At 50.0% G+C, this 19,886-nt stretch carries 16 protein-coding genes; 7 read left to right on the top strand and 9 right to left on the bottom strand.

Features of this window, described 5'->3' with window-relative positions:
• Window positions 1-13: 13 nt before the first annotated feature.
• From M2371_RS19445 to M2371_RS19430, 4 genes are all read right to left on the bottom strand, one after another.
• On the bottom strand, window positions 14-1,264 hold the full coding sequence (locus M2371_RS19445) for a polysaccharide deacetylase family protein (protein WP_115631898.1): 1,251 nt from the start codon (window positions 1,262-1,264) through the stop codon (window positions 14-16).
• 83 nt (window positions 1,265-1,347) lie between these two features.
• Window positions 1,348-1,779: a PTS sugar transporter subunit IIA gene (locus M2371_RS19440; protein WP_115630791.1), complete on the bottom strand. Its 432-nt coding sequence runs from the start codon at window positions 1,777-1,779 to the stop codon at window positions 1,348-1,350.
• 117 nt (window positions 1,780-1,896) lie between these two features.
• Complete coding sequence (locus tag M2371_RS19435) at window positions 1,897-2,667, bottom strand: ABC transporter permease (protein WP_034493435.1); 771 nt, start codon at window positions 2,665-2,667, stop codon at window positions 1,897-1,899.
• Entirely contained in the window at window positions 2,664-3,590 is a 927-nt protein-coding gene (locus tag M2371_RS19430; protein WP_034493432.1) for an ABC transporter ATP-binding protein, read from the bottom strand. Before M2371_RS19430 ends, M2371_RS19435 begins: the two co-directional genes overlap by 4 nt.
• Before the next feature lie 121 nt (window positions 3,591-3,711).
• Here M2371_RS19430 and can point away from each other — a divergent pair, with 121 nt between their 5' ends.
• Entirely contained in the window at window positions 3,712-4,392 is a 681-nt protein-coding gene (gene can, locus M2371_RS19425; protein WP_034493430.1) for a carbonate dehydratase, read from the top strand.
• A gap of 52 nt (window positions 4,393-4,444) precedes the next feature.
• Here can and hpt read toward each other — a convergent pair whose 3' ends face one another.
• The gene (gene hpt / locus M2371_RS19420; protein ID WP_034460899.1) at window positions 4,445-4,981 is read right to left on the bottom strand and encodes a hypoxanthine phosphoribosyltransferase; all 537 of its coding nucleotides are present in this window, start codon (window positions 4,979-4,981) and stop codon (window positions 4,445-4,447) included.
• Window positions 4,982-5,141: 160 nt separating this feature from the next.
• On the opposite strand from hpt, the gene M2371_RS19415 reads away from it, so the two are divergent.
• Window positions 5,142-7,556: a glucose/quinate/shikimate family membrane-bound PQQ-dependent dehydrogenase gene (locus M2371_RS19415; RefSeq protein WP_404979413.1), complete on the top strand. Its 2,415-nt coding sequence runs from the start codon at window positions 5,142-5,144 to the stop codon at window positions 7,554-7,556.
• 40 nt (window positions 7,557-7,596) lie between these two features.
• Here M2371_RS19415 and cueO read toward each other — a convergent pair whose 3' ends face one another.
• Window positions 7,597-9,183 (bottom strand): multicopper oxidase CueO, encoded by a 1,587-nt coding sequence (cueO, locus tag M2371_RS19410; RefSeq protein ID WP_259268492.1) that lies wholly within the window; start codon window positions 9,181-9,183, stop codon window positions 7,597-7,599.
• Window positions 9,184-9,339: 156 nt separating this feature from the next.
• Between cueO and M2371_RS19405 the strand changes: the two genes are divergently transcribed.
• The 3 genes from M2371_RS19405 (at window position 9,340) to M2371_RS19395 (ending at window position 12,182) form a co-directional block, all read left to right on the top strand.
• Complete coding sequence (locus tag M2371_RS19405) at window positions 9,340-9,687, top strand: YacC family pilotin-like protein (protein WP_034493417.1); 348 nt, start codon at window positions 9,340-9,342, stop codon at window positions 9,685-9,687.
• A 318-nt stretch (window positions 9,688-10,005) separates the two neighbouring features.
• Entirely contained in the window at window positions 10,006-10,440 is a 435-nt protein-coding gene (locus tag M2371_RS19400) for a hypothetical protein (protein ID WP_259268491.1), read from the top strand.
• A complete protein-coding gene (locus M2371_RS19395) occupies window positions 10,437-12,182 on the top strand; it encodes an FKBP-type peptidyl-prolyl cis-trans isomerase N-terminal domain-containing protein (protein WP_259268490.1) in 1,746 nt (581 codons plus the stop codon). Before M2371_RS19400 ends, M2371_RS19395 begins: the two co-directional genes overlap by 4 nt.
• 32 nt (window positions 12,183-12,214) lie before the next feature.
• Here the strand turns inward: M2371_RS19395 and yacL are convergent, their stop codons facing one another.
• Both yacL and acnB read right to left on the bottom strand, forming a co-directional pair.
• Window positions 12,215-12,577 (bottom strand): protein YacL, encoded by a 363-nt coding sequence (gene yacL / locus M2371_RS19390; protein ID WP_259268489.1) that lies wholly within the window; start codon window positions 12,575-12,577, stop codon window positions 12,215-12,217.
• Between the two features lie 152 nt (window positions 12,578-12,729).
• Entirely contained in the window at window positions 12,730-15,327 is a 2,598-nt protein-coding gene (gene acnB / locus M2371_RS19385) for a bifunctional aconitate hydratase 2/2-methylisocitrate dehydratase (RefSeq protein WP_172895517.1), read from the bottom strand.
• A 404-nt stretch (window positions 15,328-15,731) separates the two neighbouring features.
• Here acnB and M2371_RS19380 point away from each other — a divergent pair, with 404 nt between their 5' ends.
• Window positions 15,732-17,435, top strand: a complete 1,704-nt coding sequence (locus M2371_RS19380) for a DUF3300 domain-containing protein (RefSeq protein ID WP_259268488.1) — start codon at window positions 15,732-15,734, stop codon at window positions 17,433-17,435.
• 11 nt (window positions 17,436-17,446) lie between these two features.
• Window positions 17,447-18,295 (top strand): DUF2950 domain-containing protein, encoded by an 849-nt coding sequence (locus M2371_RS19375; RefSeq protein WP_259268487.1) that lies wholly within the window; start codon window positions 17,447-17,449, stop codon window positions 18,293-18,295.
• A gap of 45 nt (window positions 18,296-18,340) precedes the next feature.
• On the opposite strand, the gene lpdA is transcribed toward M2371_RS19375, so the two are convergent.
• Window positions 18,341-19,765 (bottom strand): dihydrolipoyl dehydrogenase, encoded by a 1,425-nt coding sequence (gene lpdA, locus M2371_RS19370; RefSeq protein ID WP_167455953.1) that lies wholly within the window; start codon window positions 19,763-19,765, stop codon window positions 18,341-18,343.
• Window positions 19,766-19,886 lie beyond the last annotated feature (121 nt).

The raw sequence follows: 19,886 nt of genomic DNA, 5'->3' as shown, positions 1-19,886 counted from the left end.
ACCATTACACCCTTCAAGACTGCGGCTGGTTACTGATAAGCCGCGACATCGTTTCCAGCGAATCAGTACGCAGAATATAAAGCCGTTTTAGCAAAAACGGATTATCTCCCGGTTTCACCTTCCCGCGCACCGTTGTCACCGCCATATGGAACCCCGCATCATTCGCAGCTTGTACCGCTTTATCGTTGTAGCCGCCAAACGGATACGACAGGTATAAAACATGCGGATTAAACTGGGCCAGCGCGCGTCTTGAATGCTCAAAATCGAGCAGAATATTGCGATAGGTTCGGCGTAGAAGTGTCGGTTGGCGGTTGGCGTCAACGCGATGCAAAAAATGCGTATGCGACTGGATATCAAACACATCCTGACTGCCCTGCAATTCCGAGAGGCTCATAAATTGCAGCGATTTTGGGTTCCAGAGTTGCGGGTGCGCTTTTATGCGCGACGAAATAATAAAGGACGTCGCTTTAAAGCCGTACTCTTTAAGAATCGGGTAAGCGTAGCGATAAACCGATTTCAGACCATCATCAAACGTAATCACCACCGCCCGCGCTGGCAGGTTCATACGGTTACGCACATAGCCTTCAAGCTGGTACATCGTGAGTGTGGTGTAACCCGTATCGCGCAGCCATGTCATTTGGTTGCTGAATGCAACAACCGAGGTAGTGGTTGAGGTATGACGGAAGCGGGTGTTCTCTTCATCGCGCAAGATGTGATGATAGGTGAGCACCGGAATGCCGTTATCGGGCTGTGCATCAAGGCTGCTGACATACCCAAGACGATTGCCAATCCGGATTTGATACCAGGTCTGGTTCAACCTGTCTTTCAGTTTAGCAATAATCGGGTAACGCAAATTATCTGCCAGCGTGCCAAACGGTGCGCTGCCGTTGTCGGGTGCGTTGTATACGGTGACATCGCGGAAAGTGACCAGATTTTGATTACTGAGTGGCTTGTTCAAATCACCCAGTCGGTCTTCGACGCGCTGTTTACCCGACACCGGTTCCAGATGGGTTTTATCAATAAAACCGGTACCAAAACCGAAACTAAACTCATAATAATCCGCGGCAATTGGCACGACGGCCAATATCTGCCCTTCCTCAATTGTGCCAACAGAAATGACTTTGTCCCCAACCTGCGCCCAGATATCGGCGTCTTCGGTGGTCTGCATGTATTGCGCGGGGGTGTGATGGCTGCTGAGCAGGCTGGCATTCGCACTGCTGCCGCAAATTAGCATCAACACGGAAAAAAGAAGGCGAGTTAGCATAACGAGTTTGATTGCACTGAGTGTCTCAATGGCGGAAAGAGTCGCCATTCTAACAAAAGCTCACTCAATACCAACCTCTCAAATCAATATTGGTGGAGTAGGACGAACGGGGGATTCTTTTGTTGTTGATGCCAAAGGCTGGTGATATCACCGCCACCTTGCTCAACAATGCGGTCGCGAAATTGTTCGCTGGTTAGCGTTTCGCGCTGGGCGCGCATCGCAAATAACGTGGGAAGCGTAACGCCAGAAATCACCTCGCAATGAGAATGTTGGTGGCTCATCAGCGCCGCAGTACGGTATGGCGCCGCACCGGTTTGGTCGGTCAGAAAAATAACGCCATCGCCGGAATCGCAGTTATACAACGCATCGCACATCATTCGGCTCAGCATATTGGTGCTCAACCCTTTCCAGTAATTCACCGCGCAGCATTGCGGCTGTGGGCCAAAACGTCGCTCGATCGCATCCAGCATATCCTGAGCATAGTAGTCATGACCGGCAATAACCCAACCTAACATGGCGTTCTCCTTTTCGCAGAGCGCAAGTGTGCCAGAGCGAAAAGTAAGCTCCCTGATGCTAATCAAAACTGAGTAAGAAAATTCTTCGATAACCCCCCATTTCGGGGGGGGTATATGTTAGCTGCGCAGGCCGCGACCGCGTTGAATCAGATACCAGCACAGAATGTAGAAGGCCAGGATAAAGCCCACCAGCACCGCAACGGTAAACAACAGCGGCACGTCATTGATGCCGAGGAAACCATAACGGAAGCCGCTAATCATATACACCACCGGGTTAAGGTGAGACAGCGCTTTCCAGAAAGGTGGCAGCAATGAAAGAGAGTAGAACACGCCGCCTAAATAGGTCAGCGGAGTCAACACGAAGGTGGGAATCAGGCTGATGTCGTCAAAGGTTTTGGCAAACACGGCGTTAAGCAAACCGGCCAGCGAGAACAAAATGGCGGTCAGTAACAGCGTCAACGCGACAAACAGCCACGAGTGAACCTGGAATGGCACGAAGAACAATGAAACTGCCGTCACCAGAATGCCGACACACAGGCCACGCGCCACTCCACCGCCAACGTAGCCCGCGATGATAATGTGCGTTGGAACCGGAGCCACCAGCAACTCTTCAATGTTGCGCTGGAATTTGGCGCTAAAGAATGAAGAAGCCACGTTGGCATAAGAGTTGGTGATCACCGCCATCATGATCAAACCCGGCACGATAAATTGCATGTAGGTGAAACCATGCATGGAGCCGATCTGCGAGCCAATCAGATTACCAAAGATAATAAAATACAACGTCATGGTGATGACTGGCGGCACCAAAGTTTGAATCCAGATACGTGTGAAACGGTGAATTTCTTTGGTCCAGATACTTTTTAACGCGACCCAATAGAGATGCATCATGCCTTTCCTCCTTTCGGGCCGTTAACCAGCGTGACGAACAACTCTTCCAGACGGTTAGCTTTGTTACGCATACTTAACACCTGAACTCCTTGCGAGCTTAACTGGCTGAATACGCTATTAATCCCTTGCTCACGCAGCACTTCCACTTCAAGTGTTGAGGTGTCCACCAGGCGATACTGGTAGCCATCGAGTTTTGGCAGCGGGCTTTTCGGCGCAAGATCGAGAATAAACGTTTCTGATTTCAGCTTTGAAAGTAATGACTTCATCGAGGTGTTTTCTACCAGCTCGCCGTTTTGAATAATGCCGATATTGCGGCAGAGCATTTCTGCTTCTTCAAGGTAGTGAGTGGTCAGAATGATGGTGGTGCCTTTATCATTCAGATCCTTCAGGAAGCCCCACATAGAACGGCGAAGTTCGATATCAACACCCGCTGTTGGCTCATCGAGGATCAGCAGTTTTGGCTCATGCATTAAGGCACGGGCAATCATCAAACGGCGCTTCATGCCGCCGGATAACATACGCGCACGTTCGTTGCGTTTTTCCCACAGATCGAGCTGTTTCAGATACTTTTCGCTACGCGCGATGGCATCCGCACGTTCGACGCCGTAATAACCCGCCTGATGCACCACAATTTGCTGCACGGTTTCAAACGGGTTGAAGTTAAATTCTTGTGGCACCAGTCCGAGCTGACGTTTAGCGTTAACCACGTCTTTTTCCAGGTCGTAACCAAACACACGAACCCGGCCAGAAGTTTTGTTAACCAGCGAACTGATGATACCGATGGTGGTGGATTTCCCTGCGCCATTCGGCCCCAGCAGCGCATAAAAATCACCTGCTTCAACACGAAGATCTATGCCACGCAGCGCCTGAACACCGCCGGGATAGGTTTTCGTTAACTGTTCCAGTTCTAATGCAATTGTCATGGATATACGGTTACCTTGTCCGGTACAAAAAAGTTAAGCTGTTTAAAAATTATTTCAGTTGCACTATCAGTTGCCCTATATTACCTCAACGCACTTCTTCCGTTACAGGTTGTTAACTTCCATGAAAGACATAGATACCCTCATCAGCAATAACCAGGTCTGGTCAAAACTGATGGAGGACGAAGACCCGGGCTTTTTCGAACGTTTGTCTCAAGCCCAAAAGCCTCGCTTCTTGTGGATTGGCTGTTCTGATAGTCGTGTACCCGCAGAGCGTCTGACCGGCCTTGAGCCTGGCGAGTTGTTTGTTCACCGTAATGTCGCAAACCTGGTTATTCATACGGACTTGAATTGCCTTTCCGTTGTGCAGTATGCGGTTGATGTTCTTGAAGTTGAACACATTATTATTTGCGGTCACTACGGATGTGGCGGTGTACAAGCGGCGGTTGAGAACCCGGACTTAGGGCTTATCAACAACTGGTTGCTACACATTCGCGATATCTGGTTCAAGCATAGCTCGCTGCTGGGAGAACTCCCGCCGGAGCAGCGCCTGGACACACTTTGCGAGCTGAATGTGATGGAGCAGGTTTATAACCTCGGTCATTCCACCATTATGCAGTCTGCGTGGAAACGCGGGCAAAAAGTGACAGTTCACGGTTGGGCTTACGGTATTCACGATGGTCGCCTGCGCGATTTAGAAGTCACCGCTACCAGCCGCGAATCGCTGGAGCAAGGTTACCGCAGCGGGATTTCAAACCTGCAAAACTCCCATATCAGCCATAAGAATAGAACACCTTCGCAGTAAGTCAGATAGCAAAAAGGGCCTTAATGGCCCTTTTTTAATGGATGCTATCGACTTATTCGTCCAGCAGAACCACTTTGCCGACGTACGGCAGATGGCGATAACGCTGAGCGTAATCAATACCGTAGCCGACTACGAACTCGTCAGGAATGGCGAAACCAACCCACTCAACATTCACGTCTACTTCGCGGCGTTCCGGTTTATCCAGCAGCGTACAAATAGCCAGTGATTTTGGCTCACGCAGACTCAGGATCTCACGCACTTTGCTCAAGGTATTACCGGAGTCGATAATATCTTCGACGATCAGCACATCTTTACCGCGAATATCCTCATCAAGGTCTTTCAGGATTTTCACATCACGGGTGGTAGACATGCCGCTGCCGTAACTCGATGCGGTCATAAAATCGACTTCGTGGGGCACTTGCACTTCACGGCACAAATCCGCCATGAACATAAATGAGCCACGCAGCAGGCCAACCAGCACCATATCACTACCGCTATCACGATAATGTTCAGTGATCTCACGACCCAGTTCAGCGATACGGGCTTTGATCTCCGCTTCGGGGATCATCACTTCAACAGTATGTTTCATAGTTATAACCATATGATTTAAAAATAAATCATTCGATGTCGGTCAAATATCAGCCAACACAAAATATTCAGGCCAGCAGTATAACAGCAAAACCCATTCCCGTGCCCAATTGGTAAAAAAGCCATTTATGTGATGAATATCACACTTGTTAATAACTATAATGAGTTGCTATCAAACTTTTAAGAGCGTGATAATTGTGAAAACAAATAACAGTGGTTCGCGAGTCATCGCAACCTTAACAGTCCTGTTTGCGGTACTGAGCGGACTGTATTTATTTATTGGCGGGATATGGTTAGTAGCAATTGGTGGGTCCTGGTACTACCCAATTGCAGGCGCGGTGATGCTCATCACCGCATGGTTACTTTGGCAACGTAAAGCTCTGGCACTTTGGATTTACGCCGTATTACTGCTTTGCACCGTCGCGTGGTCTGTCTGGGAAGTCGGTTTCGATTTCTGGGCATTAACCCCGCGTTTAGACGTACTGTTCTTCTTCGGCGTGTGGTTACTGCTGCCGTTTGTGTACCGTCAGCTGATTAAGCCATCAGCGGGTGCGGCTCCGGCATTGGGCGCGGTACTCGTGCTCACCGTGATTGGGCTGGTCTGGGCGGTATTTAACGACCCGCAAGAGATCAACGGCACGCTCAGTGCTGATGCTCAAACGCCTCCGGCGGCGAGCGCCACCATTCCGGATGCCGACTGGCCTGCGTATGGTCGCAACCAGGAAGGCCAACGCTACTCTCCTTTAAAGCAGATCAACGATAAAAACGTCGGTGAGCTTAAAGAAGCGTGGACCTTCCAGACTGGTGATGTGAAACGCCCTACCGATCCGGGTGAAATCACGAACGAAGTGACCCCGATTAAAATCCGCGACACGCTGTACCTGTGTACTGCGCACCAGCAATTATTTGCGCTGGATGCAGCCACCGGTAAGCAGAAGTGGAAGTTCGATCCGCGTCTGGATACCAACCCTTCGTTCCAGCACGTGACCTGCCGTGGTGTTTCTTACCACGAAGCAACAGCGGCTAACTCAAGCCCGGATGTGGTTTCAGACTGCCCACGTCGAATCATTCTTCCGGTGAATGATGGCCGCCTGTTTGCGATTAATGCCGATAACGGTCAGCTGTGCGAAAGCTTTGCTAACAAAGGCATTCTGAATCTACAAACCAACATGCCGGTCACTACACCAGGTATGTATGAGCCGACTTCGCCGCCCATCATCACCGATAAAGTGATCGTGATTGCAGGTGCTGTGACCGATAACTACTCGACGCGCGAGCCGTCTGGTGTGATTCGTGGCTTTGATGTGAACAGCGGCAAGCTGCTGTGGGCATTTGACCCAGGTGCGAAAGACCCGAATACCGTTCCGGGCGATGAACACCACTTCACCATTAACTCGCCAAACTCCTGGGCACCTGCGGCCTACGACGCGAAGCTTGATTTGGTGTACCTGCCGATGGGTGTTACCACGCCAGATATCTGGGGCGGGAATCGCACACCTGAACAGGAACGTTATGCCAGCAGCATTCTGGCGCTGAACGCCACCACCGGCAAACTGGCCTGGTCTTATCAAACAGTTCACCATGACTTGTGGGATATGGACATGCCGTCGCAGCCAACACTTGCGGATATTACCGTTAAAGGCGAAACCGTTCCGGTTATCTACGCGCCTGCGAAAACCGGTAACATTTTTGTGCTCGACCGCCGTGACGGCAAACTGGTGGTTCCGGCTCCGGAAAAACCAGTGCCACAAGGCGCTGCGAAAGGTGATTACGTGACGCCAACTCAGCCGTTCTCGGATTTGAGTTTCCGTCCCAAAAAAGACCTGAGCGGTGCGGATATGTGGGGTGCAACGCTGTACGACCAGATGGTCTGCCGCATTATCTTCCACAAGCTGCGTTATGAAGGCATTTTCACTCCACCTTCCGAGCAAGGCACGCTGGTGTTCCCTGGCAACCTGGGGATGTTCGAATGGGGCGGCATTTCCGTTGACCCGAATCGTCAGGTTGCGATTGCTAACCCAATGGCGCTGCCGTTTGTTTCCAGGCTGATGCCTCGCGGTCCTGGCAACCCGATGGAGCCGCCGAAAGATGCCAAAGGTTCAGGCACTGAAACGGGCATCCAGCCACAATACGGCGTACCGTATGGCGTGACGCTGAATCCGTTCCTCTCTCCGTTTGGTCTGCCGTGTAAGCAACCGGCGTGGGGCTACATTTCTGCGGTAGATTTGAAAACCAACGAAGTGGTGTGGAAGAAACGAATCGGTACTGTTCGCGACAGCTCACCGCTCCCACTGCCGTTTAAAATGGGGATGCCGATGCTTGGCGGCCCAATTTCTACCGCCGGGAACGTGTTGTTTATTGGCGCAACCGCAGATAACTACCTGCGTGCATACAATATGAGCAACGGTGACAAGCTGTGGGAAGCACGTCTGCCAGCTGGTGGACAGGCAACGCCGATGACTTATGAAGTGAATGGCAAACAGTACGTGGTCATTTCTGCGGGCGGCCATGGTTCGTTTGGAACGAAGATGGGCGATTACATCGTCGCTTACGCTTTGCCGGACGACGCTAAGTAAAAAACTGGCGGATGAACAGACTTCTGTTCATCCGCCTTTTTTACGCTACCGTAAACCCAAGCATCATGCCGGTATCTTCATGTTCCAGCAGATGGCAATGCGCCATATACGCCTGATCTTTCGCAGCCGCATGTTCAAAGCGCACTAACACTTCACTACGTCCGCCTTCCACACGAACCGTATCTTTCCAGCCCTGACGATGAGCCTCAACCGGCTTACCATTTTCGCTCAGAATGCGGAACTGCGTGCCGTGAATATGGAACGGGTGCAGCATCATGTCGCCTTCACCGGAAATCGTCCATTTCTCGTACTTGCCTTTCTCGACCGCAAACGCAGGCGTGTTCATATCAAATGCTTTGCCGTTAATCTTATTGGCATTATGGAAATCAAAGCCCTGCTGGCCGTGATTCATACCACCATGATTCATTTTGCCATGGTCCATCTTTCCGTGGTCCATATTGCCCATCATGCTGCCATGCCCGGCCATGTTCATGCCCGCCATCGCCTGCTGGCCATATTTGTCCATCAGCGCTTGCATCCCCATCATGTCCAGCATCGGGTCCATCATCAGCTGTAACCAACGCTCGGTAACACCGTCCAGAGCAGGAATTGCGGGAACGTTAGCCAGCTTGTCAGGCATATCACCGGATGCGGCAATAATCAGCGGTTGAATACGCACCACAGGCTGCGGTTTGTCGAACGGCGCAACCGTCATGCCCATTTGTTTAACCGGCAGTGTGACGATATCGAACGCTTTGCCGTCGCGGGTATCGACCAGCACTTCGAAACGCTCACCCATCAGCATTGGCAGTTCGGTCACTTTTACTGGCTCCGCCAGTAAGCCACCGTCGCTGCCAATCACATAAAGTGGGCGGTTGTCGCTGGCGGCAATATTCAGAGAACGGGCATTACAGCCATTGAGCAGACGTAAACGCAGCCAGCCGCGCGGGTTAGCATGTTGCGGATACACCGCGCCGTTGCACAGCAATGTATCGCCAAACCAACCGACCGCAGCACTCATTACGTCCAGTTGGTAGTCAATTTCACCGTCAGCAGCAAAACGTTTGTCCTGAATAATTAATGGCACATCGTCAATGCCCCACTGTTTTGGCAAACGCAGCGCACGGCTTTCAGGATCGTCAATCAGCACCAATCCCGCCAGCCCCATAGCCACCTGATGGCCGGTTTTGCCATGCTGATGCGGGTGGAACCAGCAAGTGGCGGCACGTTGCTGCGGAGTGAATTTCACGGTGCGTTTGCCACCAGCGGCGATCACGCCTTGTGGCCCACCATCGATATCACCAGGAACTTCCAATCCATGCCAGTGAACCGTAGTTTCTTCAGCAAGTTGGTTATTAATCTCGACCGTGACTTCTTCGCCCTGCGTCAGTTGCAAAGCCGGCCCAAGTAAATTGCCGTTATAGCCCCACGTGGTGGCCGTCTTGCCATTAAAAGTGCTTTTGCCCGCTTGCACGGCTAAACGGATGCTATTCTTTGCATCGGGGGCGAGAATTTCGGGGATCGGTAATGCGGGTCTGTCGGCTGCCAGTGCCGCTTTACTCCAGAGCGGCAGCGCGCTAAAAGCGCCAATAGCAGCAGAATATTTTAGAAAATCACGGCGTTGCATATTCAGTTCCTTTCATTAGCAGGCGTGATAGTGAGCATAAACTCTGCCCTTAGGGGAAGGTCAAGTTTTATACGGGTTGCAGGGCAGATAATAAATCTCGTCGCACCATATTTAACTGTGTTAACGTTTCGTATCTGATAAAAAGTGGTAGATGTGATGAAGATGGGAGTTAGGGCATTAATCCTGGGCTTGTTGATGGCTTTTTCCACCAGCAGTCAGGCACTTAGCGAGTCTGAAGCAGAAGATATGGCCGATCTTACTGCAGTGTTTGTGTTCCTGAAAAATGATTGTGGCTACCAAAACCTGCCGAACGGACAAATTCGCCGTGCACTGGTCTTTTTTGCCCAGCAAAACCAGTGGGATTTGAGCAATTACGACACCTTTAATATGAAGGCGCTCGGTGAAGATAGTTATCGTGACTTAAGTGGTATCGCTATCCCTACCGCGAACAAATGTAAATCCCTTGCCCGTGACTCGTTAAGTTTGCTCGCCTACGTGAAGTAATTCACGCCTCCCAGATATCCAATGGCAAAATAGTCTATAAATATCAGACTATTTTGCCATAGCACAAAATATTTACCCCCTAAATATAAAACACCTTAAATATATTATTAAACAATAATAACAACCCAATCAAACAATGATTAACATAAAACCAATGAATGCATCCCGATCAACCAATGTGATAATTGAATTGATTTAAATCAAAAGTAACAGGAAATTCTTATTTCTCCGGCAAAGAATTGAAAGATCTTATTGGCTGTGATAAAACGGCGAAATTATCATTTTAAATATGCACTCTACATTTTTGGATTAAACATCTTGAAAAAGAACTTACTCAATCATCTGTGTGTCATAGCTATTATTTTATTAGCAGGCTGTAGCTCTAATTCAAACTCACGCACACAGAAATCAGTAGTCAACAAAGCGCCACAGCAACTGGTATCACCACCAGTTGAACAGAAGTTAAAGCAACCAGAAAATATCGATGAGCAAGTTACAGCAATCAATAGTTGCCGTAATGCATTGGATTCTTTAAAACAGATAAATTCAGGCCGCGCACAGAAATATAATGAGAGCTTTAATTCGTTAGTCAATGCCGCCTCTCAGTATAATTCAGTACGTGCACAGATAAGCGATACCACACGCCAGACCGTTGATTCTATGTATCAGTTTAAAACGCTAAAGCTATGCTCAGATATCAATCAGGCACTAATGGATAGCCTGGTTGCCAGCGGAGAGAAAGCAATAAGATGAAACCCCTCACTTTTGCGCGACTGCGAATCCCTTGCGTGCTGATCAGCTTACTCACATTGCCGTTTATAACTAATGCGCAGGAAGATGCCCTGGAAAATGTTACCGCGCGCTCAAACGATAACGATTCTATTCCTGCAATTCTTAATTATGTTCAATCACAAGAAAAAAATGGAAACAATAGCATAGAGCCCAAAACGGTCACTCGTCCGGCACAAAACAATAATGCAGCCCAAAAATTGCGGGCCAAAGTTAATATTCAGAAATCCTGGCTTACGGAAAAGGACGAAACTATTCGCCAATTACAGGCGCAGCTAGACATGAAATCAGCGCGTTTAAATTCAGAATCTGATAATGAAAAAAAATTACATGAACAAGTAAAAGAGTTGCAGGCGAAATTGGACGCAGCAAATTCACATCAACAGACAGCCCAACAAGCTCAGACAAAACTTACAGAGTCGCAACTAAGTATTATCGAACTGCAAAAACAAGCAAAAACTGCAGAAGATAAACTTGCTGAAACCAGTAAAAAACTACAAGACAACCAGCTAGAATTATCGCAACTCGGAAGTGAAAAGCTTCAACTGGTAACCTCACTTGAGGCGTTGAAAGCTGAGCAAAATAAAACCAAAAAACAATTGAACGACAAAGCAGATATTATAACAAAAATTTCCACGCAAAAAGAAGATGCTGTTAAGCAGTTACAAGCTCAGCTGGATATAAAATCCTCCGCCATACAAACCGCGTCCGAAAGTGAAAAAGCATTACGTGAGCAACTCAAACAGTTGCAACTAAAACTGGATTCTGCAGACGCAGGCAAAAATCTGGCATTGCAGACTCAAGAGCAGCTGAAAGAGTCACAACAGAAAGTCATTGATCTGCAAAAGGTTGAAAAATCTACCAACGATGCACTGGCAGATGCCAATAAAAAGCTAAGTGACAATGAACAATTGCTCCTCAAAAGTGGGCAAGAGAAAGAACAGCTAGCTTCATTGCTGGAAGCGCAGAAAAATCAGGGCAGCGAAATTCAAACGCAGTTGGATGCAAAAACCAGTGATATCACCAAACTAACAGAGCAAATCGCGAAGATGCAGAGTGCGGATGCCAATAAAGTCGAGCTCGATCTTAAACAGCCCAAACAACAGCAAGCGTATGCTATCGGTTTATCACTTGGTGATGACGTTCTCCAGGAATTGACCACCCGTGCGGCTCAAGGAGTGCCGATCGAGCGAGACGTGGTGTTACGTGGCATTGAGGATATCTTCGCAGATAAAGTTGCACTTGATGAGGTGTCGCGGAATAAAGCGTTGGAAGAAGCCACTCAAAAAGTCTACCAAAACCTGAATAAGATTGAGCAACAAGCCAGAGATGAAGGCAAAAAATATCAGGATAAGTTTGCCAAACAGAAAGGTGTGGAATTCAAAGATGGTGTTTACAGCAAAATTGATTATGCCGGCCAGGGAGCCATTAAACCTGACGATATTGTCACTATTGTGATGAAAGAAACACTGCCAGATGGCACCATCATTACTGATATGGAAGTGGCAGATAAAGTCTGGTCGCAACCACTAAGCGCTTATCCGCCTATTTTCAAAGGCCCATTACAGCGGTTAGGTAACCACGGTTCGATTACGATTGTCGTACCGCCTGAGCTAGCCTACGGCAGCCAGGGGCAGCCGCCGAAAATTCCACCGGGTGCAACAATGACGTATAACGTCAGGATTGTGGAAGTCGATAATAAGTAACATCAGTCAGACCCAAATGGGTCTGACTTTTTTTAATGGTTACTGACAAAATCCCGATAAGCCGTGATGACCAGCATGAAATCTTCAACGCCGCAGAAGGACAAGCTTTCTTCATCGTAGTAGTTCATCCCCTCTTCCATTTCATCACCTGAAATTTCCAGCTGATTAGCGCGAATCATCACTTCTTCACCATCGAGCAACACAGTGTATTCATGCCCGACACGTTGCCACTGGCGCTCGCTACCTTTGACTGAATTTACCGCCTCTTCGACTTCGTCGAGCAGCCCGAGATTTTCTTTTACTTCTTCATTAAACCAATGGCCCACCACTTCGTGCCCCATCGACATACGCACTTTCACCAACCCGGTGACATCACGCAAAAATTCATATTCCATGGTGTTTTCCTCTACCTTGCCTGGGGAAATGCAGTACCCCTTAGCGTATAGAGTAAGTATCGCAGCAAAGTCGGCGAAAAACAGCGTTCAGGTCCATGGGTGGCAAATAAAAAGGGAGGCCTAAGCCTCCCTTGTCGCAGATTGGGTAAATGTTATACCGCAGTCTGGAAAATCACGCCGTCTGCTTTCTCGGTGTACTGAGAAAGTTTGTCAAAGTTCAGGTAACGGTAAGTATCAACAGCCGTCTTATCAACCTGCGCCATAAAGGTCTGGTATTCGTCAGGCGTTGGCAGTTTGCCCAGCAGTGAAGCCACTGCTGCCAGCTCTGCGGATGCCAGGTAGACGTTAGCGCCAGTACCTAAACGGTTAGGGAAGTTACGCGTAGACGTTGAAACCACGGTTGAACCATCTGCCACACGCGCCTGGTTACCCATGCACAGTGAACAGCCAGGGATTTCGATACGCGCACCGCTCTTACCAAACACGCTGTAGTAGCCTTCCTCAGTCAACTGAGCGGCATCCATACGCGTTGGTGGCGCAACCCACAGGCGAGTCGGCAACTGGCCTTTGTGGCTATCAAGCAGTTTACCTGCCGCACGGAAGTGGCCGATGTTAGTCATGCAAGAACCGATAAACACTTCATCGATTTTCTCGCCCTGAACATCAGACAGCAGACGTGCATCATCAGGATCGTTTGGCGCACACAGAATTGGCTCTTTGATATCGTTCAGATCAATTTCGATGATCTCTGCGTATTCCGCATCGGCATCGGCTTCGAGCAACTGAGGATCGGCCAGCCATTTTTCCATACCCTGGATACGGCGCTCAAGCGTACGACGATCGCCGTAACCTTCTGCGATCATCCACTTCAGCAGCACAATGTTAGAGCTCAGGTATTCTTCGATCGGCTCGCGATCCAACTTAATGGTACAGCCGGCAGCAGAACGTTCAGCGGAAGCATCGGTCAGCTCAAACGCCTGCTCGACTTTCAGCGTTGGCAGGCCTTCGATTTCCAGGATGCGACCAGAGAAGATATTTTTCTTACCTTTCTTCTCAACGGTCAGCAGGCCTTGTTTGATGGCATACAGCGGAATCGCGTGAACCAGGTCGCGCAGAGTAATCCCCGGCTGCATTTTGCCTTTGAAGCGCACCAGCACCGATTCAGGCATATCCAGTGGCATCACGCCGGTTGCCGCAGCAAACGCGACCAGACCAGAGCCCGCCGGGAAGGAAATACCAATTGGGAAACGGGTGTGGGAGTCACCGCCCGTACCGACGGTATCCGGCAGCAGCATACGGTTCAGCCAGGAGTGGATAACGCCATCGCCCGGACGCAGCGACACGCCGCCACGATTCATGATGAAGTCCGGCAGCGTGTGGTGAGTGTTCACATCCACCGGCTTAGGATAAGCGGCAGTGTGGCAGAAAGACTGCATCACTAAATCAGCCGAGAAGCCCAGGCATGCGAGGTCTTTCAGCTCATCACGGGTCATTGGACCTGTGGTGTCCTGAGAACCGACAGACGTCATTTTTGGTTCGCAGTACTGGTTCGGACGGATGCCGTCCACGCCACAGGCGCGGCCAACCATTTTCTGCGCCAGAGAGAAGCCGCGAGTACTGGCGACAACATCTTTCGCCTGCACGAAGACTTCGCTGCGTGGCAGATCCAGCGCTTCACGTGCTTTAGTCGTCAGACCGCGACCGATGATCAGCGGAATACGGCCACCGGCACGAACTTCGTCCAACAGCACGTCAGTTTTCAACTCGAAGTTTGCGATAACGTCGTTGGTTTCGTGGTTACGCACTTCGCCTTTGTATGGATAGATATCAATGACATCGCCCATGTTCAGGTCGTTTACGTCAACTTCGATTGGCAGCGCACCCGCATCTTCCATGGTGTTGAAGAAGATTGGCGCAATTTTGCCGCCGAGCACCACACCGCCGCCGCGCTTGTTCGGCACGTTCGGGATGTCATCGCCCATAAACCACAGCACGGAGTTAGTCGCAGATTTACGCGAAGAACCGGTACCGACAACGTCGCCCACATAAGCCAGCGGGAAACCTTTTTTGTTTAACGCTTCGATCTGTTTGATCGGGCCAACGCTTCCAGGCTGGTCCGGCTCGATACCTTCACGGGCGTTTTTCAGCATCGCTAATGCGTGCAGAGGAATGTCCGGACGTGACCAGGCATCAGGCGCTGGGGACAAGTCATCGGTATTCGTTTCACCGGTGACTTTAAATACGGTAACGGTGATTTTGTCAGCCAGTTTTGGACGAGACAGGAACCATTCGGCGTCAGCCCAGGATTTCAGCACTTGTTGCGCGTGGGTATTACCCGCTTTGGCTTTTTCTTCCACATCGTAGAAGTTATCGAACATCAGCAGCGTGTGGGACAGTGCTTTAGCGGCAATCGCTGCCAGCTTTTCGTTATCCAGCGCGTCAATCAGTGGATGAATGTTGTAGCCACCTTGCATGGTGCCAAGCAGTTCTACAGCTTTCTCTGGGGAGATTAACGGGGAGGTCGCCTCACCTTTAGTGAGGGCAGCCAGGAAACCGGCTTTAACATAGGCGGCTTCATCGACGCCTGGCGGAACACGATTGGTAATAAGATCTAAAAGGAATTCTTCTTCACCCGCTGGCGGGGATTTCAGCAGCTCGACCAGTGCGGCCATTTGGGATGCTTCTAAAGGTTTTGGAACAATCCCATCTGCAGCACGTTCGGCTACGTGCTTACGGTATTCTTCTAGCACGACGGTTCTCCTCGCTCTCATTGTCATTTCGGTTCCGGCTATTCTCTTCACGCTCCTGTGAGACAGCAGTTTGTAGGGTAAATGCCCGGTACCGCGACGGGCAGCATAGCAGGATTTTCAGGGAGGGTGAATGTGTTTACAAAAAAGCAACATTAAATACTTGCTGAATCGTTAAGGACAAAACATTCCTTTTCGATATGACCTAATGACACAAAAAAACGACGTTCAGACCCGAGGTTTTGTACAGAATTTGTATAGCCAGAAATAATATTTCACGGTTTCGGACAACATTTACGGCAAGAATCACCGTTTAAGTCAAAAATTAAACTATCAGCTCCCTATACTCGCCAGACACAGCCGCCTTACGGCATAGCTCTCTACTTCTGAATACCAGGAGAAGTTAAATGAAGTTGCCCTTTAAGCCTCATATTCTTGCCCTCATTTGCAGTGTCGGAATTTTAGCGGCATCTGGCGTTGTGTATGTGAAAAGCCAGACAACGCCTGTAGCAACATCCGCGGCACAGACCACACAACCGGCTCCAGCGGCACCAACTGCTCCAGCTACAACGCCTGCACCGACCGCAGCGGCAGTCGCGCAACCGGCCTACAGCACAGCTCAACTCGACCAATGGGTTGCACCTGTAGCGCTCTACCCTGACCCACTTTTGTCTCAGGTATTAATGGCGGCAACTTACCCTGCGAACGTGGTTCAGGCGGTGCAATGGTCGCGTGATAACCCAAAACTTGAAGGGGATGCGGCGATTCAGGCTGTGGCAAATCAACCATGGGATCCGAGCGTAAAATCTCTGGTCGCCTTCCCGCAGTTAATGGCCTTGATGGGTGAAAATCCGGAATGGGTACAAAATCTGGGGGATGCATTTTTAGCCCAGCCGCAAGATTTGATGGATTCAGTGCAGAAGTTGCGTTTGCTGGCGCAGCAAACCGGCGCTTTAAAAACTACACCACAACAAACAGTCACGAGTACGCCTGTCACGGTAAACCAGAATACGACGGTCGCCGCGCCTGCGAGTTCCGGCTCCTCTTCGTCTTCATCAAAAACCGTCGCAGCGGCTCCAGCGCAGACGGTGATTAAAATCGAGCCGACTGACCCGCAAGTGGTGTATGTCCCGACCTACAATCCATCCACGGTATACGGCACCTGGCCTAATACCGCTTATCCGCCGACGTATCTCCCACCACCTCCGGGGGAACAATTCAGCAACAGTTTTGTGAATGGCCTCGGGTTCAGCCTGGGTGTTGCAACCACCTATGCGATATTCAGCAATATCGACTGGGATGATGACGATTATCACCATCATGATGATTACCATGGTGGCGGCAACGGCAATAACATCAATATTAACAACGTTAATAACTTCAACCGTATCTCCGGGCAAAATATTCAGGATCGCAATAATATTGCCTGGCAACATAACCCGGCTTATCGAAATGGTGTGCCTTATAACAACAGCAATGTTGCCCAGCGCTACCATCAGACCAACGTCGCGGGCGGTTTGAGTTCCACTCAAAGAGCGCCCGTTAACCGTGATGCCCAACGACAAGCAGCAGCCACACAGTTGCAGCAAAACAAGGGGAGAATTGATGCGGCAGCGCCGCAATTAGCTTCTCGTGATGCCCAACGTAAGGCTTCATCGCAACAATTGAATCAGATTGCCCAGCGCAATAATTACCGTGGATATGATTCGCAAAATGCGGATTCACGCCGCAATACTGCGAAGCAACAGTTCAACCAATCCGCGAATCAGCAGCAACGCCGGGACACAGCTAAAACTCAGTTGCACAACCCGACAGCACAGCAACAACAGCGCCGCGATAATGTGAAATCGCAAGAACATCGTCAGACTTCACAGCAGCAGCAACAGCGTCGCGAAACGGCTCAGCAACACCGCAGCAGTAACAATCTCGGCCAGACACAACGTGCGGTATCGCGTCCGAATGCGTTTAGTGGGAATGAAAGCCGCTCTCCTTCGTGGCAGGCGCAAAACCAGCGTGGGCAGCAAAGTCTGAATCGCTCATCGGCTCATCGTGAGCAACGTAGCCCGTCAAGAGAACACAGTTCAGGGCATCGTGAATTTAATCGCCGCTAAAAGGAGGCATCATGAAAAATCGTATGAAGTTAAGTGCATTAGTAATGCTTATGCTGCCTGCTTTCGTTCAGGCACAGCAGTTATTCAACACACCTGAGTTAGCGGCCCAGTCATTTGCCACGGCAGTGATAAGCCAGGATGAAGCGGCGCTGACGGAAGTGCTGGGTGATAACTGGCGGCAATATCTGCCCGATGAAAAAGCCGATCCTGAAGCCGTCGCCCGTTTTGTTCGTGACTGGAAAGTCAGCCACAACATTGAGGAACAAGGTGAAACCGCGCATTTGAATGTCGGACAAGAAAACTGGCAGTTGCCGATTCCGATGGTGAAAACACAGGAGGGCTGGCATTTCGACATGCAGCGAGCGGCAGATGAAATTCTTACCCGCACTATCGGTCTGAACGAACTTTCTGCCATTCAGGCAGTGCAAGCCTACGTTGCGGCGCAGCAGGATTATTATCAGCTAGACCAGCAGTACGCTCAGAAGTTTGTCAGCACCGAAGGCAAGAAAGATGGGTTGTACTGGCCCGCAGTGCCAGGCGAAGCGCCAAGCCCTCTCGGCCCAAGTTTCAGCCCGGTACAACCGGGCATGGGCTACCACGGCTACCATTTCCGGATCCTGACCGCTCAGGGGGCTGACGCTCCGGGTGGTGCTAAGAACTATATTAGCGACGGGAAAATGGTTGAGGGTTTTGCGTTGATCGCCTGGCCTGTTGAATATGGGGAAACTGGCGTCACAACCTTTATGGTGAATAACCAGGGCGTGGTTTATCAAAAAGATTTTGGGGAAGAGACGGCTGAGAAAGTGCAGGAAATAAAAGAATTCAATCCGGATAAAAGCTGGCAGGAAGAGCAACAGTAACCCAATAAAAAACCCGCCTCGGCGGGTTTTTTTACCATCAGGCGATTACTTCTTTTTCGCTTTCGGGTTTGGCAGGTCGGTGATGCTACCTTCAAAGATCTCAGCAGCCAGACCTACAGACTCGTGCAGAGTCGGGTGCGCGTGGATGGTAAGCGCGATGTCTTCAGCGTCACAACCCATTTCGATAGCCAGACCGATTTCACCCAACAGCTCGCCGCCGTTAGTCCCGACAATCGCACCACCGATAACACGGTGAGTTTCTTTGTCGAAAATCAGTTTGGTCATACCGTCTGCGCAATCGGAAGCGATAGCACGGCCAGAAGCAGCCCACGGGAAGGTGGCGGTTTCGTAGCTGATGCCTTTTTCTTTCGCTTCTTTCTCGGTCAAACCAACCCATGCAACTTCTGGTTCAGTGTACGCGATTGAAGGAATCACTTTCGGGTCGAAGTAGTGCTTCATGCCGGCGATAACTTCTGCAGCAACGTGGCCTTCGTGAACACCTTTGTGAGCAAGCATTGGCTGGCCGACGATATCGCCGATAGCGTAGATGTGCGGCACGTTAGTGCGCATTTGCTTGTCAGTACGGATGAAACCACGGTCGTCAACTTCAACACCAGCAGCGCCTGCATCCAGCAGCTTACCGTTAGGTACGCGGCCGATTGCCACCAGAACCGCGTCGTAACGCTGTGGTTCAGCTGGGGCTTTTTTGCCTTCCATGGTGACGTAGATGCCATCTTCTTTGGCTTCAACGGCAGTCACTTTGGTTTCCAGCATCAGGTTGAATTGCTTGCTGATACGTTTGGTGAAGACTTTAACAACGTCTTTGTCGGCAGCCGGGATAACCTGGTCGAACATTTCAACCACGTCAATCTCTGAACCCAGCGCATGGTACACAGTACCCATTTCCAGACCGATGATACCGCCACCCATAACCAGCATGCGTTTTGGTACAGATTTCAGTTCCAGTGCGTCGGTAGAATCCCATACGCGTGGATCTTCATGCGGAATGAATGGCAGCTGAATCGGACGAGAACCCGCCGCGATAATTGCGTTGTCGAAAGTGATAGTCGTTGGACCATTTTCACCTTCAACAACCAGGGTGTTAGCGCCGGTAAATTTGCCCAGGCCATTCACCACTTTAACTTTACGACCTTTCGCCATACCAGACAGGCCACCAGTCAACTGGTTGATAACCTTTTCTTTCCAGGTACGGATTTTGTCGATGTCAGTTTTCGGTTCGCCGAAAACAATGCCGTGCTCAGCCAAAGCTTTTGCTTCTTCGATAACTTTAGCAACATGCAGCAGGGCTTTAGAAGGGATACAGCCAACGTTCAGACAAACACCGCCGAGGGTGCTGTAACGTTCTACAATGACGGTCTCCAGACCTAAATCAGCGCAACGGAAAGCAGCAGAGTAACCTGCCGGGCCTGCCCCAAGTACGACGACCTGAGTTTTGATTTCAGTACTCATCATGACCTCTTTATTATTCTCCGCCTGCAGTCTACAAAATTGTTAACAATTTTGAAACAAAAACGGCAAGCGAATTGTCCTTTGCATCAGATAATCTCGAACTACATCACGAGATTACCAG

The organism is Buttiauxella sp. BIGb0471, assembly GCF_024807715.1.
GTDB classification, from domain to species: Bacteria; Pseudomonadota; Gammaproteobacteria; order Enterobacterales; family Enterobacteriaceae; genus Buttiauxella; species Buttiauxella agrestis.
Note: the sequence above shows the minus strand (reverse complement) of the source record. Positions and strands in the feature narration are given on the sequence as shown.